Source organism: Rhodococcus sp. PvR099 (genome assembly GCF_017833315.1).
Lineage (GTDB): Bacteria > Actinomycetota > Actinomycetes > Mycobacteriales > Mycobacteriaceae > Rhodococcus_G > Rhodococcus_G oryzae.
Genome location: NZ_JAFIBV010000001.1, coordinates 2,673,230 through 2,689,672, shown reverse-complemented (window position 1 = coordinate 2,689,672; position 16,443 = coordinate 2,673,230). Strand labels below are relative to the sequence as shown.

The 16,443-nt window shown below is 69.8% G+C and carries 11 protein-coding genes; 3 read left to right on the top strand and 8 right to left on the bottom strand.

Annotation, left to right across the window (positions count from 1 at the left end; genetic code table 11):
- Window positions 1–70: 70 nt before the first annotated feature.
- Window positions 71–1,720, top strand: a complete 1,650-nt coding sequence (locus tag JOE46_RS12165; protein WP_097212255.1) for a BCCT family transporter — start codon at window positions 71–73, stop codon at window positions 1,718–1,720.
- A gap of 48 nt (window positions 1,721–1,768) precedes the next feature.
- Here JOE46_RS12165 and JOE46_RS12160 read toward each other — a convergent pair whose 3' ends face one another.
- Both JOE46_RS12160 and JOE46_RS12155 read right to left on the bottom strand, forming a co-directional pair.
- The gene (locus tag JOE46_RS12160; RefSeq protein ID WP_209927352.1) at window positions 1,769–3,376 is read right to left on the bottom strand and encodes a class I adenylate-forming enzyme family protein; all 1,608 of its coding nucleotides are present in this window, start codon (window positions 3,374–3,376) and stop codon (window positions 1,769–1,771) included.
- Window positions 3,377–3,543: 167 nt separating this feature from the next.
- The gene (locus JOE46_RS12155; protein ID WP_097212401.1) at window positions 3,544–5,052 is read right to left on the bottom strand and encodes a phospholipid carrier-dependent glycosyltransferase; all 1,509 of its coding nucleotides are present in this window, start codon (window positions 5,050–5,052) and stop codon (window positions 3,544–3,546) included.
- A 72-nt stretch (window positions 5,053–5,124) separates the two neighbouring features.
- On the opposite strand from JOE46_RS12155, the gene rsmI reads away from it, so the two are divergent.
- Window positions 5,125–5,955, top strand: coding sequence for a 16S rRNA (cytidine(1402)-2'-O)-methyltransferase (gene rsmI, locus JOE46_RS12150; RefSeq protein WP_097212257.1), 831 nt, complete (start codon window positions 5,125–5,127; stop codon window positions 5,953–5,955).
- 408 nt (window positions 5,956–6,363) lie between these two features.
- Window positions 6,364–10,497: a WD40 repeat domain-containing protein gene (locus tag JOE46_RS12145; protein WP_307861283.1), complete on the top strand. Its 4,134-nt coding sequence runs from the start codon at window positions 6,364–6,366 to the stop codon at window positions 10,495–10,497.
- A 6-nt stretch (window positions 10,498–10,503) separates the two neighbouring features.
- Here the strand turns inward: JOE46_RS12145 and JOE46_RS12140 are convergent, their stop codons facing one another.
- The 6 genes from JOE46_RS12140 to JOE46_RS12115 all read right to left on the bottom strand — a co-directional run bounded on the left by JOE46_RS12140 (window position 10,504) and on the right by JOE46_RS12115 (window position 16,437).
- Window positions 10,504–11,751 carry an aminodeoxychorismate synthase component I gene (locus JOE46_RS12140; RefSeq protein ID WP_209927348.1) on the bottom strand — a complete coding sequence of 416 codons (1,248 nt, stop codon included), beginning with the start codon at window positions 11,749–11,751 and terminating at the stop codon, window positions 10,504–10,506.
- Between the two features lie 115 nt (window positions 11,752–11,866).
- Entirely contained in the window at window positions 11,867–12,628 is a 762-nt protein-coding gene (locus JOE46_RS12135; RefSeq protein WP_209927346.1) for an SDR family NAD(P)-dependent oxidoreductase, read from the bottom strand.
- 33 nt (window positions 12,629–12,661) lie between these two features.
- Window positions 12,662–12,886 carry a hypothetical protein gene (locus tag JOE46_RS12130; protein WP_209927344.1) on the bottom strand — a complete coding sequence of 75 codons (225 nt, stop codon included), beginning with the start codon at window positions 12,884–12,886 and terminating at the stop codon, window positions 12,662–12,664.
- Window positions 12,887–13,060: 174 nt separating this feature from the next.
- The gene (locus JOE46_RS12125; RefSeq protein ID WP_209927342.1) at window positions 13,061–13,642 is read right to left on the bottom strand and encodes a TetR/AcrR family transcriptional regulator; all 582 of its coding nucleotides are present in this window, start codon (window positions 13,640–13,642) and stop codon (window positions 13,061–13,063) included.
- Window positions 13,643–14,134: 492 nt separating this feature from the next.
- Window positions 14,135–15,274, bottom strand: coding sequence for an NAD(P)/FAD-dependent oxidoreductase (locus tag JOE46_RS12120; RefSeq protein WP_209927341.1), 1,140 nt, complete (start codon window positions 15,272–15,274; stop codon window positions 14,135–14,137).
- Entirely contained in the window at window positions 15,271–16,437 is a 1,167-nt protein-coding gene (locus tag JOE46_RS12115) for an FAD-dependent oxidoreductase (protein ID WP_209927339.1), read from the bottom strand. Before JOE46_RS12115 ends, JOE46_RS12120 begins: the two co-directional genes overlap by 4 nt.
- Window positions 16,438–16,443: the final 6 nt, after the last annotated feature.

The window sequence follows — 16,443 nt, the reverse complement described above, 5'->3', positions numbered from 1 at the left end:
CTCGGGTAGGTCGTCGTTCCACGCCTGTCGCGCTTGCTTTTGCCGGAGCGGGCAAGCAACGTAGGAGCACATGGCGTCGAATTCCGATCTATCCGAGCAGGATTCCGACCGCACCGACGACGAGATCATCGGTCATGTCTTGACGCGCACGAGCGGTGTCCGGACCGACCATGTGGTATTCGGGGTCACCGCCGCGATCGTCGCTGCGATCGTGGTCTGGGGCCTGGTCGGTCCGGACAGCCTCGATTCCGTCACCGGCACCGTGCTCGATTGGCTGGTCACCAACCTGGGCTGGCTGTTCATTCTGGCCGCCACCGGATTCGTGTTGTTCGCCCTGTGGCTGGCACTGAGCAAGTACGGCCGGATCCCGCTCGGGAAGGACGGCGAGAAGCCGGAGTTCAACACCGTCAGTTGGATCGCCATGATGTTCAGTGCGGGAATGGGCATCGGGCTCATGTACTTCGGTGTCGCCGAGCCGCTCGCACATTTCGTGAACCCGCCGCCGGGGACCGACGGGGGCGTCGGCACAGCGATGGCGACCACGATGTTCCACTGGAGCCTGCATCCGTGGTCCACCTACGCGGTGGTGGGGTTGGCGCTCGCCTACGGCACCTACCGGCGCGGTCGCAAGCAGCTCTTCAGCTCCGCGTTCGTCGCGCTGCTCGGGCGTCGCGCGGAGGGGCCGATCGGCAAGGTCATCGATATCCTGGCCATCTTCGCGACCATGTTCGGAACCGCCGCGTCCCTCGGGTTGGGCGCGCTGCAGATCGGCTCGGGCTTCGAGGTCGCGGGCTGGTTGGACGAGGCGGGCACGCTGCTGCTTGTCGCCATCGTCGCCGTGTTGACGCTGGTGTTCGTCGCGTCCGCGGTCTCGGGAGTAGCCAAGGGCATTCAGTGGTTGTCGAACATCAACATGGTGCTGGCGCTGGTGCTCGCGCTGTTCGTATTCGTGCTCGGGCCGACGGTGCTGATCCTCAATCTGATACCCACCGCCCTTGGCGCCTACGCCGCCGAGATCGCGGAGATGTCCGCCCGCACAGCGGCATCGAGCAATCCGGAGACCGCCGAGTGGCTGTCCTCGTGGACGATCTTCTACTGGGCCTGGTGGATCTCGTGGACCCCGTTCGTCGGCATGTTCCTGGCCCGCATCAGCCGCGGCCGCACCATCCGCGAGTTCGTGATCGGCGTGATCTTGGTCCCGAGTCTGGTCAGCCTGTTCTGGTTCTCGGTGTTCGGCGGCGCGGCCATCGGCGAGCAGCGCAGCGGCATCGACCTGGCGGGGCGCGGTAGCTCCGAATCCCAGCTCTTCGGCATGCTGGACAATCTGCCGCTGGCCGGCATCTCGACCGTCCTGGTGATGCTCCTGGTCTCGATCTTCTTCGTCTCCGGCGCGGACGCCGCGTCGATGGTGATGGGAACGCTCTCGCAGCGCGGCACCCTCGACCCCAGCCGCTGGGTCGTGATCTTCTGGGGTCTGGCCACCGGCGGGGTCGCGGCGTTGCTGCTGTGGACGGGCGGCGAGGACGCGCTGCACGGTCTGCAGACGATGACGATCATCGCGGCGGCGCCGTTCGTCCTGGTGATGATCGGCTTGTGTGTCTCGCTCTACCGGGACCTGTGTCACGACCCGATGATCCTGGAGGCGAAGCGGGAGCGGCGGCGGACGCCGCGCCCCCGACGCGGTCCGAGTAGGTCTGTCGGTAACGGTTCCTCGGCCTGATGGGACGGAAACCCGTGAGCAGCACGGGTTTCCGTCTCATCGGACTGCTCAGCGGCTCAAGCCGGCCCTGAGTTCATGCTTGCGGGCCTTGCCGGTCGCAGTCTTGGGCAATTCGTCGACGACGATCACTCGCTTGGGCACCTGGAAACCGGCGAGGTGTTGCTTGGCGTGGGCGATCACCTGGGCTTCGAGCTCGCCGGGTGCGACGGTGGCGTCAGTGGCGACGACCACCGCGCAGACCGCCTCGCCCCAGCGCTCGTCCGGCAGACCGACGACGGAGCACTCCTGGACCCCCGGCGCCGCCGAGACGACACGCTCGACATCCACGGACGAGACGTTCTCGCCGCCGCTCTTGATGATGTCCTTGAGTCGATCGGTGAACCAGACGACCCCGTCCTCGTCGAGATGGCCGACGTCGCCGCTGTGGAACCAGCCGTGCGCGAAGGCCGCCCGATTGGCGTCGGCGTTGTTCCAGTAGCCGCTGCTGACATGCGGTCCCCGGTAGACGATCTCGCCGGTCTCGCCCGCGGGCAGCAGCGCGCCGTCGTTGTCCATGATCTGCACCTCGACGGTCGGGACCGGCGGACCCCACGAGTTCGCCTTGGTGTGGCGGTGCTCCGGCCACTGCAGCACGGTCGCGGGGACCACCTCGGTCTGACCGGACCCGAGGATCACCGCCGCGTTCGGGAACGCCTCGTCGACCTGATCCAGGAGTGCGTCGGGCATGGGGGCCATCGCGTAGATGCACAGCTTGACCGAGGAGAGGTCCCGCGCCGCGGCGGCCTGCGTGCCCACCAGTGCGCGGTACATGATCGGCAGGAACATCACGTGGGTCGCCCGGTGCGCCTCGATGGCGTCGAGCACGGCGCCCGGGTCGAACGGTCCGGGCAGCACCACCGTGCCGCCGATCATCAGGGTCGGCAGGACCAGCGTGTTCAGGCCCGTGGTGTGGAACATCGGCAGCACGTTGACCAGGGTCGCGTGCTCGCCACCCCAGGATGCGCCCTGCATCAACGCGTTGGTCAGGCCCGCCACGAAGACCGCGGTGTGGCTGACCAGAACACCCTTGGGGCGGGACGTGGTGCCGGAGGTGTACAGGCACTGCACCACGTCGCGGTCCTCGACGAGCACCTCGAGCGGACCGGCGGCCGCACGTGACGCGAGATCCTCCCAGGATCGGGTCGCGAGCCCGCCCACCGCAGTGGCCGGTTCCGCGCCGACGAGGACAACGGACTTCACCCCGGTCAGCTCGGGCAGGATCTTCTCGAGGAGCGGGGCGAAGGCGGCATCGGCGACGACGGTGGTGGTGCCGGAGTCGTTCAGGATCCACGCGATGTCCTCGGGCGCGAGCACGACGTTCACCGGCATCGCCACCAGGCCCGCCTTGGCGCAGGCGAAGTAGGTCGCGACGAACTGCCACGAATTGCCCATCAGCATCGCGACCGGTTGCTGGTGGGACAGCCCCGACTCGAGGAGCGAGCGCCCGAAGGACTCCGCTGCGGCGTCGAGTTCGCGGTAGGTGACCGAGCGGCCGCGGTCCGCGATCGCGGTGCGGGAGCCGAGCATTCGGGCCGACCGGGTGAGGGCGTCGCCCAGCGAGGTGCGGGTGGCCAGATTGACCTCGAGCGCGGTCAGACCGGACAGATCGGCTTGCATACGTGGCCTCCACTGGACGTCAAGGGACGCGCCACCCGAACGGCTGGGCGCCCACGAGGTTGGTGACTGGGGTCACATTCGGCCCCTTGGGAGGCGACTGTAGGCGCGAACGGAAAAACAATCAAGCATGCTTGATTGAATTCAGCGGGGGCAACCCGAAGTCCGGGTCAGCGCCAGCTCGGCAGCCACAGCTGCTGCTGCCAGGCCTCCGGCGTGATCGGGATCGCGGTGAGAACCGGCCAGAGCCAGATGAAGTTCGCGATCACCAGGCCGAGGTAGAGGCAGACCGCGAGCAGGCCGGTGCCGCGTCGTTCCGCGGAGGCACGGGCCCTGCCGATGATCTCGCCGAGCGCCAGCGCCAGTCCCATCACGAGGAACGGGGCAAGGGCGACGGCGTAGAAGAAGTACATCTGGCGGTCCATGGTGACGAACCACGGCAGCAGTCCGGCGCCGTAGCCGGTGAGCACGGCCGCGTAGCGCCAGTCCTTCGACACCACCGTGCGCCACAGCGCCCACGCGAGCATCGGCAGCGCCAGCCACCAGATAGCCGGGGTGCCGATCAGCATGACCGCCTTGACGCAGCTCGATGCGCCGCACCCGGAGATCTGCTCGCCGTCGGCGAAGTAGTACAGCATCGGGCGCAGCCCCATCGGCCACGACCACGGCTTCGACTCCCACGGGTGATGGTTGCCCGCGGAATTGGTGAGCCCGGAGTGGAATTCGAGCACGTTTCCGCTGTAGTACCAGAGCGAGCGCAGCGCGTCCGGGACGAACGCGAAGTTCCCGCCGAGGCCCACCTTGGTGCCGACGGCGTTCCGGTCGACGCCGGTCTCCGAGGCGAACCACGACCAGTAGCTCGCCAGGTACACCAGCAGCGGGATCACGACCAGCGCGTAGAGCGCCGGCCCCACGTCACGCAGCCCGGCGCCGATCCACGGTCTGCGGACGCCGTAGGCGCGCCGGGCGGCAACGTCGAACGCGACGCTCAGGAGACCGAAGAAGACGATGAAGTACACGCCCGACCACTTGGTGCCGCACGCCAGCCCGAGCAGCACGCCCGCGCCGAATCGCCACCAGCGCACGCCGAGTCGTGGCCCGTACGGGGAGTCGTGGATGCGGCCCTCGACCCACACCAGGGCCATTCGTTCGCGCACCTGGTCCCGGTCGACCACGAGACAGCCGAACGCCGCGACCACGAACACGGCCATGAAGATGTCCAGCATCCCGATCCGCGAGGACACGAACGTGACGCCGTCGGCGATGATCAGCAGCCCGGCGATCGCCCCGACGAGGGTGGAGCGGGCCATTCGGCGGACGATCCGCACCACGAGCAGCACCAGGATGGTGCCCGCGACCGCGGACGCGAACCGCCAGCCCCAGCCGTTGTAGCCGAAGATCGCCTCGCCGACGGCGATCAACTGCTTGCCGATCGGCGGGTGCACCACGAGGCCATAGCCGGGGTTGTCCTCGAGCCAGCCGCCGGTGAGCACCTGCCAGCCCTGGGGCGCATAGTGCTTCTCGTCGAACACCGGGGTGCCCGCGTCGGTGGGGTAGCCGAGCATGACGAAGCGGGTGATCGCCGCCAGCGTGGTGAGGAAGATGGTGACCGCCCAGCCGCGCATCCGGTCGGTGGGGCCGGGATCGAGGGCAGGCGCCGTCGGCGCCGGGCTGACGATCAAGGTGTCGACTGCGGGCGTCGCGCGCTCGTCGGTCAACTGGGTCACGTGCTCGATCGTAGGCTGTGGGACATGAACGGTCGTCTTGTCCTAGCCGCGACACCGATGGGTGAGGTCCGTGACGCCTCCGAACGCCTCAAGGAGGCCCTCGCCACCGCGGACGTCGTCGCGGCGGAGGACACCCGCCGCACCAAGCATCTGGCGTCCGCGCTCGGGGTGGTGATCACCGGCAAGGTGGTCAGTTTCTACGACCAGGTGGAGACGACCCGGCTGCCGGCGTTGGTCGCCGATGTCTCCGAGGGCAAGACGGTGTTGCTGGTGACCGACGCGGGGATGCCGTCGGTCAGCGACCCCGGCTACCGGTTGGTGGCGGCGTGTGTCGAGAAGGACCTGCCGGTGACCTGCCTGCCGGGCCCGTCGGCCGTGACGACCGCGCTGGCGCTGTCCGGACTGCCGGTCGAGCGCTTCTGCTTCGACGGGTTCCCGCCGCGCAAGCAGGGTCAGCGCCGAACCTGGTTGGAGTCGCTTCGCACCGAGCAGCGGGCGTGCGTGTTCTTCGAGGCGCCGCACCGGCTGGCCGCGTGCCTCGCCGACGCGGTCGAGGTGCTCGGCGGGGACCGCCGCGCTGCGGTGTGCCGGGAGCTGACCAAGACCTACGAAGAGGTGCGCCGCGGCACCCTGGCCGAGCTGGCGGAGTGGGCGATCGAGGGGGCACGCGGGGAGATCACCGTCGTGCTGGAGGCCGCGCGACTGGTCGCCGCGGAGCCCGAGGATCTGGTCGGGGAGGTGGAGCGGCTCGTGGAGTCCGGGGCGCGGCTCAAGGACGCATGCGCGATGGTCGCGACCGCCGGGGTGTCCAAGCGTGAAGTCTACGAGGCGGTGCTGGCGGCCCGTCAGGACTGAGTGGGTCCGGCATCGCCGAAGCGTCAGTTCGGCGGTGCGCCCATCAACATGATGAGGCCGACCGCGGCGGCGAGGATGAGTGCTGCGGCGAGAGTCGGTGGAACCGTGGACGCGATCTTGGCGGCGATTCTGCTCATGGTCACTCCGTCGTGTGTGGTCGGCCACGTGCACACCGGCGGGAACAACCCCCCCTCGGGCTGAACAGTTCCCGCCGGTGTGGCGCGGTGATGCAGGGCCCCCCGTGCGTCGAGATCAACTCTTGTCGGTGGCTGGGACCCAACCAAACCCCGCGTCCCGGTACCCGGGTATCGTCCCAGTTCGCAGTGGGTGAGGAACTTTTCCGCAGCGGAATTTCCATGGCAGGAACTGGGGTGATCGACGATGTCCGGTGGCGATTCGGCTGATGCGGTGGACAGTGCCTCAGGGAGGGACCGGGATGCACAGGCGCGGAGCCCGCGGAGTGACCCGGATGCACAGGAGCGGAGCCCGCGGAGCGACCCGGACGCACAGGCGCGGAGCCCGCGGAGTGACCCGGACGCACAAGCGCGCCTGCACTTCGCAGATCAGTTACGCCTGCTGTTCGCGACGGCGGGCGGGCCCGCTCTGAAGAAGGTCGTCTCCGAGGCGTCTGCGGTCGGCCGAACCATCGGCACGGACCGGCAGATCTCGGTCCAGCGACTGAGCGACTGGCGTTCGGGCAAGCGGGTCCCCGCGACGTTCGACTCCGTCCGCCCGGTTCTGGTGGTCCTCATCCGAGCGGCCCAGGCGCTACACGGCACCCAGCCGCCGGTGGCCGGCCTGTACTCGATGAAGCAATGGCTGGCGTGGTGGACGAGTGCCCGCGACGCGAACGCCACGCGCGGCCGTGGCGAGCCGGCCGATCAGGTGGTGGCCGTCCCGGTGACCGGCGTTCGTCCGTATCGGGGGCTCGAGCCGTACCGGGCCGAGGACGCGCGGCTGTTCTTCGGGCGCGGCGCCAGCCTGCCCGGTCTGGTCGAGACGGTCACCTCCGCGCAGGGGCACGGACTGGTGATCGTGACCGGTGCCTCGGGAGTGGGGAAGTCCTCGTTGGTCCAGGCCGGTCTCGTCGCGGAACTGGCGGGCCCGGGATCCGACGCCGGTGGCAGGCCGGTCGTGCTCACGCCGGGACCGCGTCCGTTGCAGTCGCTGGGCGAGGCGCTCCCGGAGCTGCGGGAGGCGGCCTCGGATCCTCGGCCGGAGATCGTGCGCCGCGCGGTCCGCGCGGTCGCCGCCCGGCTGGAGCCGAACCCGCTGTTGATCGTCGTGGACCAGATCGAGGAGCTGTTCACCCAATGTGACGATCCCGAGGAGCGCGACCGCTTCCTCACCCTCCTCGATCTCGCGGCCACGACGGTCGGTGCCGAGGAGACGCCCGATGCCGCGCCCGTCGTCGTCGCGACGATGCGCTCGGACTTCTACGAGCAGGCGCTGTCCCAGCCGGTGCTCGCCCGCGCGTTCGAACGTCACAGCAAGGTCCTCGCGCCGCTGACGCGGGAGGACATGGTGGAGGTGATCACCCAGCCCGCCCGGATGATCGGTCTCAAACTCGAGGCGGGGCTGGTCGACCTCATCCTGCACGATCTCGGGGTGCTCACCTCGGACGAAGGCGCGGGCACCGTCCTGCCGCTGCTCTCACATCTGCTCGACACGATGTGGGAGCGCAGACGCGGAGGAGTGCTCACCGTGGCGAGCTACCGCGCCACCGGCGGCGTGCGTGGGTCGGTCGCAGCGACGGCCGAGCGCACCTGGGCGGCGTTGGACGAGCGGGGCCAGGTGCTGGCCCGAGCGATGCTGGTGCACCTGGTGTACGTCACGGACACCGGCACCGACGTGAAGATCCGTCGTTCGCTGCCGCAGTTGCTGGCCTTCGCAGGCGAGGACACGGCCACCGGCAGGCAGGTGGTGGACCAGTTCATCGCGGCCCGGGTCCTGGTCGCGGACACCGAGAGCGTGGAGCTCATCCACGACGCGGTGATCGATGCCTGGCCGCGGCTGAAACAGTGGATCCAGGAGGATCGCCGATATACCGCGCTGCGCCAGCAGATCGAGGCGGACGCCGCGAACTGGGAACAGGCGGACCACAACAGCAGCCTGCTCTATCAGCGCGGCCGCCTCGACATGGTCGCCGAGCACGATGCGTCGAGGGTCGCCGTCGAGGGGCTGGGCGCGACGAAGGTGGCCGCCTCCCTGACCCCGACGGCCTCGGAGTTCCTCGCCACCTCGACCGGGCACGTGCGCCGGGACACCTGGATCCAGCGGGCCGTGATGGCGGCGCTGGTGGTGTCCACGGTGATCGCGTTGGTCGCGGTGTCGATGGCATGGACGGCGAAGCAGCGCGCCGAATCGGAACGCTCGGCCGCTCAGTTCCGCCAGCTGATCGCGCTGACGGATTCGCTGCGGGACTCCGACCCGACGACCTCCGCGCGGCTGGCCATCGAGGCCTGGCAGATGAAGCCGGGCAACGATGCCGCGTACTCACGCCTGATCGCGACCGAATCGACCCCGGTGGGCCGCGTCCTGACCGGCCATCAGGGCCCGGTCTACGGGGTGGCGGTCTCGCGCGACGGCTCGACGATCGCCTCGGCCAGCGACGACCGCACAGTTCGACTGTGGGACCTCACCGACCGCACCGACCCACGACCGATCGGCGCCCCTCTCGGCGGGGCCGAGAAGTACATGGCGTCGGTGTCCTTCAGCCCGGACGGCAGGATCCTGGCCGCGGGCAGCGGCGATGGCCTCGTGTTCATCTGGGACATCACCGACAGGTCCGCGCCGCGTCCGCTGCTCGAGGGGACCAAGGTGGGGACCCGGGCGGTCCACAACCTCCGGTTCAGCCCGGACGGCCGGATCCTGGCCGTGCCGAACGACGACGGCACCGTGACGATGTTCGACACCTCGGATCCGTTCTCCGGTCACTTCGGGTCAACGGTGCTGCCCGCCCATCAGGGCGCGGTCCGGACGGTGTCGTTCCGCGGGGACTCGGCGGTGCTGGCGACCGCGAGCGATGACCGGAGCATCCGGCTGTGGGACATCGCCGGGGTGGGCGCGGGAGTCGCGCCGGTCCCGCTGCCGTCGGTGCTGACCGGTTTCGGCGACGTGGTGCACTCGGTGGCGTTCGCGCCCGACGGGCGGACCCTCGCCGCCAGCAGCGATGACGGGTTCCTCCGGGTGTTCGACACCACCGACGTGCGGGCGGTCGGCGAGATCGGGGCCCCGATCCAGGCCCACACCGGTGGGGTGTGGACGATCGCCTTCGCGCCGGACGGCGCGACGCTTGCGAGCGCATCGTGGGACGGCACGGTGAAGACCTGGTCCCTCGACCCCGCCTCGCGGACCCTGCGCGAGCTGCGTCCGGCGTTGACCGGCAACGGCGGGGGAGTCCCCGCACTCGCCCTGGTGCCCGACGGTTCCGCCATCGTGACCGGGGGACAGGACTCGACGGTGCGGGTGTGGACCCTGCCGACGACCGCGATTCACGTCTCGGGGTCGGGGCTCACCCAGCCCGCGCCGAGCCGCGACGGATCGTTGGTGGTGACCGGTGGATACGACTCGGTGATCCGGTTGTGGCGGGTCGACGGTGACCGACGGTTGTCCCTGGCGAGTGCGCTCGCCCTGCCGCGCCCGCTCGGCGGAGCCCATGTGGTGGCGCTGGCTCCCGACGGCGGGACGATGGCGACCGCACCGACCTCCGGCGGTCAGGTGCAGCTCTGGGACGTGCACGACCCGGCCCACCCGCGTGCTCTCGGTGGACCGATCCTGACGCAGACGAGATTCACCTGGGAGTTGGCCTTCAGTCCGGACGGGTCGACCCTCGCCATCGGTGCGGATGACGTCAGCGTCCGGCTGTGGAACCTGGCGGATCCGGAAAGGCCGGTGCCGTGGGGTGAACCGCTCGCCGGTCCGACCAATCTCGTTCGCACGGTGGCCTTCAGCCCGGACGGGCGCAACCTGGTGGCGGCAGACGCGGACGGCGGGATGCACGCCTGGGACGTGCGGGACGCGGCGAGCCCGCGCGAGGTCGCGGTTCCGGACGGCGGTCAGGCGGACGGGATCAACTCGATCTCGTTCAGCCCGGACGGGACGATGCTGGCGACCGGGGGCGACGAGCAGTCGATCGTGCTGTGGGACCGGGCAGCCGACGGTTCTCTCGCCATGAGGGGTTCGCCGCTGCGCGGACACACCGGCACCGTGTACTCGGTGTCGTTCGACCCCGACGGCCGCCACGTGATCAGCGGCAGCGACGACGGCACGGTGCGGCTGTGGGACGTCGCCGACGCGGGGTCGATGCGCAATGTCGGCGGGCCGCTCACCACCGCCGGTACCGGTCGATGGCAGGTGGCCTTCCTGCCCGGCAGTCACGCCGCCCTCTCCGGGGACGGTGAGGGCGTGCTGCGGATCTGGGAGCTGGACGCGCCGTCGATCATCCGCCGAATCTGCTCGTCGACGGCGCCGCTGTCGGCGGACCGCGCGGCGGACTTCGAGCTGTCCGGTTCGGGCGAGCAGGCCTGCGCGCAGGCGTGAGGACGACTATCCGAGCGACATGATGCTCGAGGCCTTGTCGAGGCATTCCTGCCATTCGGCATCCGGGTCGGAGTCGATGGTGATGCCGCCGCCGACGCCGAGCACCGTGTTCCCGTCCGGGTCGAATTCGACGGTGCGGATCGCCACGTTCAGTTCGGTGCCTGCGAGCGGGGACGCGAACCCGACTGCGCCGCAGTACACCCCGCGATGGTTCGGCTCCCATTGGGAGAGGAGTTGGCGGGCGCGGTGTTTCGGGCAGCCGGTGACCGAGGCGGGCGGGAAGGAGGCCTCCAATAGGGTCGCGGTGGTGGTGCCGGGCGCGGCGGTCGCGGCGACGGTGGAGACCAGATGCCAGACCCCAGGGGCGGGGTAGACACCGAGCAGATCGGTGACCGTGACCGATCCGGGCACCGCGACCCGGCCGAGGTCGTTGCGCACCAGGTCGACGATCATCACGTTCTCCGCGACGTCCTTGATCGAGGCACGCAGGCGGTCCGGATCGTCGGCGATCGGCAGCGTGCCCTTGATCGGGCTCGAGCGGAGCGAGTCCCCGTGGCGGGAGAGGAACAGTTCGGGGGAGAGCGATGCCACCGCACCCCACTCGCCCTGCACGAAGGCGGCGCGGGCGGGACGGGTCGCGGCCACGGCGTCGGCGAAGAAATGCAGCGGATCGCCGTCCGCGCGGCCGCGGAACTGGGTGCACACGCAGGCCTGGTACACCTCACCCTGCCGGATGGCCTCCAGGCACTGCAGCACACCGTTACGGTGCGCCTCCCGGTCGGGGGCGGTCCACTCGATCCACCAGGGCTGCGCCGGGGCGGCGGCCGCGGTGACCGCGTCCGACCACGCCGCCGGGCAGGGGTCGTCGGTTAGGCTTTCGTACCACCAGCAGCCGTCGGCGTCCTGCCGCAACACCGAGTCCGTCCAGCCGCCGGCCGCGGCGGGGAGCGCGGCGGTGGCCCCGCTTGCCGGGGTGTCCGGGTAGGCGAGATAGCCGATCCAGCCGCCGCCGATCACCGGGCCGCCGTCCGCGCGCGGTCCCGTGTCGCCGACGGTTTCCTGGTCCGAGAGGTCGAAGGTGCTCGCCTGGCCGGCGGGGAGCGTGTGCACCGTCGGGGCCAGTACCGCCCGGGATCCGAACCAGTCACCGATCAGCGCCGCGGGAGCGGGTGCGCCGCGGTCGACGGCCAGGCTCGCGAGAGCGCGCAACACGTCGGTCGGGTCGCCGCCGTCACCAATCCGCTCGATCCGCACCCGACAAGCGTGACACGGCCCCACCCGCACACCCGAATCGTGCGGGTCGACAGACCTTCGTCGCGGTCGAAATGGTGCGGGAGGGGCGAACCTCAGCCGGCGGTCGAGGGTCTCCTCAGGCTGAGACGCCGCCGTCGATCACCAGATCGGCGCCGACCACGGAGCCGGCCTCGGTCGACGCGAGGTACAGGGCTGCGGCCGCGACCTCGCCGGTGGCGGTCATCCGTCCGAGTGGAGACTGCTGCCGGATGCGAACTTCGCGCTCAGCCTCCGTCTCGCCCGGTCGTAGCGACATCGTGGTATCGGAGGCGCCCGGGCTGACCGCGTTGATCCGGATGCCGTCCCCGATGTGGTCGAGTGCGGCGGCCCGGGTGAGGGCGGAGACGGCGGCCTTGGACACGATGTACCCGGCGACACCCGGGATTCGTTGGTGTGCACCGAGATTGGAGGCGATGTTGACGATCGCGCCGCCTCCGCTCGTGCGCATGTGCCTGATCTCGGCCTGCATGGCGAGCAGGACACCGGTGACGTTGACGTCGAGAAGATTCCGAAAGTCTTCCTCGGGCAGGTCGGCGACAGGCTGTCCGCCGCGGAAGATACCCGCGTTGTTGACGGCGACGTCGAGGCCGCCGAAGCGGTCGACGCTGCCCCGCACCAGGGCGTCCATCGAATCGGATCGGGTGACGTCGGCAGTGATTGCGGCGGCGGTGCCGCCCTGCTCACAGATCAACGCGACGGTGTCCGCGAGGGGTGCGGCGGTGCGGCCCGCGGCGACCACGGCCGCGCCCTCCCCTGCGAAGGCGAGGGCGATGGCGCGGCCGAGGCCGGAACCGGCTCCGGTCACGAGGACGGTCTTACCGGCGAAACGTGCGGTCATGGTTGGAGCTCCTCTGGGTTGACAGCTGGTTGACTACTGGGTGGTCGGGCAGTGGGCGCGGAGGTGCGGGAGGGCGGCCAGGGTGAACGCCGCTGCGGTGGCGGCAAGCGACGAGGCGTCACTGCCGAGGGTGAGCAGGAGCGCGAACACGACGGCGCGTGGCGCCCGCAGGCGGGAGCAGCAGGCCGGGAACCAGGCCGAACCAGGACAGCAGCCCCGCAGACCGGCGAAGGTCAGCAAGTATCCGGCGCTGAGCAAGATCAGGTCGGCCAGGACGGTGCCTAGGAGGGGGAAGGCGGGCGCGGTGGCCTTTGCCTGCGCCTGGGCCGGTGCCGATTTGCGGCTTCGTAGCTGTCATGATTCCCGGTATTTTTGAACTGATCGTTCCATTATGTGGACATGCGAAGGGCAGGCTTCTGCTCGGATGATCGGTCAGTCCAGCAGGGTCAGTGCCTGCTCGGCCGCGGTGTGTACCCGCACGGGATCGCTCGAGGCCTTACCGACCACCCGCATGCCTTGCATCAGTACGAGCAGCATGCGGGCCAGTCCGCGCGGATCGCGATTGGCGGGCAGTTCACCCTGGGTCTGAGCCCGGACGAGGGCGGAGTAGAGCAGGGTCTCGATATGCTCCCAGCTCACCTCGACCCGACGGGCAGCGTCGGTGTCGTGTGGGCCCAGTTCGGCTGCCGTGTTGGTGATGAAACAGCCGTTCAGGCGCTGGTTGGAGGAGGCCTCGTCGGCGAAGCGACGCACCACCGCGCGGACGGCGGGCAGGGCTGGGCCAGGCTGTGAGAGTTCGCTGAACAGTCGCGGGTCGCGGGTTTCTCCATACCGGTCCATCGCCTTCAGGTAGAGGTCGTGCTTGTTCCCGAAGGTGGCGTAGAGGCTTGCTCGGCCGACGCCGAGGTGCTCGACGAGGTCGGTCATGGACGTGGCCTCGTAGCCGTGGCGCCAGAACAACTCCAGCGCCGACTGGAGTGCGACATCGGGGTCGAACGCTTTTGTCCTCGCCATGGCTGGGACGGTACTCTTTATTGGAATGATTGGTCAAGTATGGACGGTGGTGGTGTCAGCGGGTGTCGCCGCCGGTCGAGGCGGCTGGGCTTGCTGGAGGGTAGTCGCGCATCCCAATCAGGTTGGGGTAGTGGAGAAAACCGCTTTCGCGACGGGTGCGTGGGCCGTCGTGAAGCGGGAACCTTGCGGTCATTCCCGCGGCTCACCCCGCGATCATCTGTCCGTCCTTGCTCATCGGCCTGGTCGTCTGGATGAGCGGCGAGGTGAACAGCATCTCGACCTGTTCGAGATTGACAGGGGCGCCGCCCATTCGTGGCGGTGGACATTCGCGAATTATGCAGGGTCCGAACATGATTGGCATGGCCGATCGAGGTGAGCGGCAAGGCCTTCTGCTTGGCGTACGGGTTGTCGAGATGGACTCGCCTGCTGTGCACGGTGACGCTGAGGTCTGGCTCCCCACCCGCGCACCCGAATCGAGCCGTCACCGGGCCGTCAGTGCGGGCCGCGACGCCAGCGGTACGCCCCGCGAGTCGCCTGCTTCGTCATCCAGCGCACCGTCGTGAGGCAGACCTGCTCCTTCACGAGTGCTCCCACGCGGCCGGTGATCGCAGGCCAGGCGGGGGAGTCGTCCGCGTGGGTCGGTTGGAAGGCTCCGCGCCGCCGGCCGAGACTGATGCACTGGCCAACGAATCCGAGCGAGAGCTGCGTCGGTTCGGCGCCGCCGAGACGGGCGAGGACGGTGTCGGCGGCGTGCGCGCCCATCGGGAGGGCCGCCTGGCAGCTCATCCGGAGGTGGCCGAGTTCGTCCGCGGGTCCGGCGACCGCGTCACCGGCTCCTACGACCGACGGGGCGCTCCGGCTGGTCAACGTCGCGTCGACCAGCAGTCGGCCGTCGACATCGACCTCGAGTCCACTCCTGCGCGCCAGGTCGGGCACCGCGAAGGCGGTCGCGAGCACCGTGCAGTCGCTCCGCAGGATCCGCCCGTCCGCGAGAGTGACCTTGCCCTCGGCGATTTCGGCCACCCGGTCCCCGTCGATCGCCTCGACGCCGAGCGTGGTCAGCGTATCGAGGATCTTGCGTCGCGTCCGTGGCGGCAGGGCGTGCGCCACAGGGGAGTCGGACACCAGGGACACGGCGATCTCGGGATCGTTTTCGGCGAACTCGGCCGCCGCCTCGATACCGGTCAGTCCGCCCCCGATCACGGTGACGGCGAGCGGTCGCGGAAGAGCCCGCAATCGGAGCCGGAGCAGGTGGGCCTGTTCGAACTCGGACAGGGAGAAGGCGTGTTCGGAAGCCCCCGGGATGTGGTCGCGTCGGTCGGTGCTGCCGACCGCGTAGATCAGGTGGTCGTAGGCCAGGAGCTCGCCATCGCTCAATACGATCGAGCCGTCCCGCGCGTCGATCCGCTCGACGGTCCCCACGCGCAGCTCCACCCCAGGGTGGAGTATCTGCTCGAATGAGATTGTGGCGTCGGAGCTTCCGGTGACGAGCTGATGAAGCCGGATGCGTTCGACGAACACCGGCCGGGGATTGACGACGATCACCTGCGTGTCCTCGCTCCGTGATTTCAGCCGGTTCGCCGTCATCACCCCGGCGTATCCCGCTCCCACGACCACGACACTTGCGCTCATCGGCGCACCCCCTTCGACAGTTTCAGTTCGGCCGCCACGGAGGTGGCCGCGCGTAGCGCGCTGTTGATCGCGATCTCCCCGCGCATCCCGGGGGCAGCGACCATGTCCCCGACGAGGTACACCCCCGAGCCCCGGTCGATCGCGGGGCGGTCGCGCCAGGTCTGGCCGGGCAGGTCGATGGCACCGGTCCTGCCCCTCGCCGTCGCGGTCCGCTGCCAGGTGACGCGGTCGCGCCAGCCCGGAACCGTGAGGTCGGTGAACCTGTGTAGACGGGTGCGCGCCTGGTCGACCGACTCGCCCGCGCGCACCGGCATGTCGATCTGGAACAGGGACTCGCTCGGCGGCGCGACGGAGCGGTCCTGCATCGAGTAGCACTCGTGGAAGCCGCCCTCATCGAGGTCGGCGGCGGTGAACAGGTCGCGCCGTCCCTCGCGGACGGCGAGGTCGAGCATCACGCAGTGTCCGCTCTGCCAGCTCAGCGCCGAGTCGCCGAGGAGGGTTCGCGCGGAGGACAGTTCGGTCGCGACGATCGTCGGTGTGGCGGGGATCGTGTCCACTCGGGAGCCCAGCTCGATCCGGACCCCGAGGTCGCGTGCGCGGACCGCCATCCGGTCGGTGACCGCCTGCCAGCCGCCTGCCACGTAGCGCACGCCGGGCACCCTCGGCCCGTAGATCCGTTGAAACAGATCCCACACGAACGCGGCCGAGAGCCTCCCGGTGTCCGCGTCGTAGGTGGCGACGCCGACGGAGTTCGCCATCGCGGTCGCGGCGTCGTGCCCGAAACGCTGTGCGGCCCATGAATGGAAGTCCGTGTCGATGGGTGCGGTGGCCCAGGGCGTGAGCTGGGCGCGCAGCATTCCCCTCGGCGGCCGCCTGCGAAATCTGCCGCGCGACCGGAAGCCGAGCAGCCCGATGCTGCGGATCGGGGGCAGGCACAGGCCATCGACGAATCCGCGTCGCTTGAGCCACTGCCAGTGCGGGCCGTCCGCGTAGAACACGTGCGCGCCCTCGTGGGCGATGTACGGGCCGGCCGTGGCGCGGGCTCGGCCGCCGAGCGTGCCGTGTGCCTCGTGCAGGGTGACCCGGGCGCCCGCCTCCGCGCAGGCGATCGCAGCGGTGAGTCCGGCCAGGCCGCCGCCGATCACAGAAACCGAATCTGTCATGCCTGT

Coding starts and splice junctions, on each gene's coding strand:
- JOE46_RS12165 (WP_097212255.1), top strand. CDS start 71: ATGGCGTCGAATTCCGATCTATCCGAGCAGGATTCCGACCGCACCGAC.
- JOE46_RS12160 (WP_209927352.1), bottom strand. CDS start 3,376: ATGCAAGCCGATCTGTCCGGTCTGACCGCGCTCGAGGTCAATCTGGCC.
- rsmI (WP_097212257.1), top strand. CDS start 5,125: ATGAACGGTCGTCTTGTCCTAGCCGCGACACCGATGGGTGAGGTCCGT.
- JOE46_RS12135 (WP_209927346.1), bottom strand. CDS start 12,628: ATGACCGCACGTTTCGCCGGTAAGACCGTCCTCGTGACCGGAGCCGGT.
- JOE46_RS12125 (WP_209927342.1), bottom strand. CDS start 13,642: ATGGCGAGGACAAAAGCGTTCGACCCCGATGTCGCACTCCAGTCGGCG.
- JOE46_RS12120 (WP_209927341.1), bottom strand. CDS start 15,274: ATGAGCGCAAGTGTCGTGGTCGTGGGAGCGGGATACGCCGGGGTGATG.
- JOE46_RS12115 (WP_209927339.1), bottom strand. CDS start 16,437: ATGACAGATTCGGTTTCTGTGATCGGCGGCGGCCTGGCCGGACTCACC.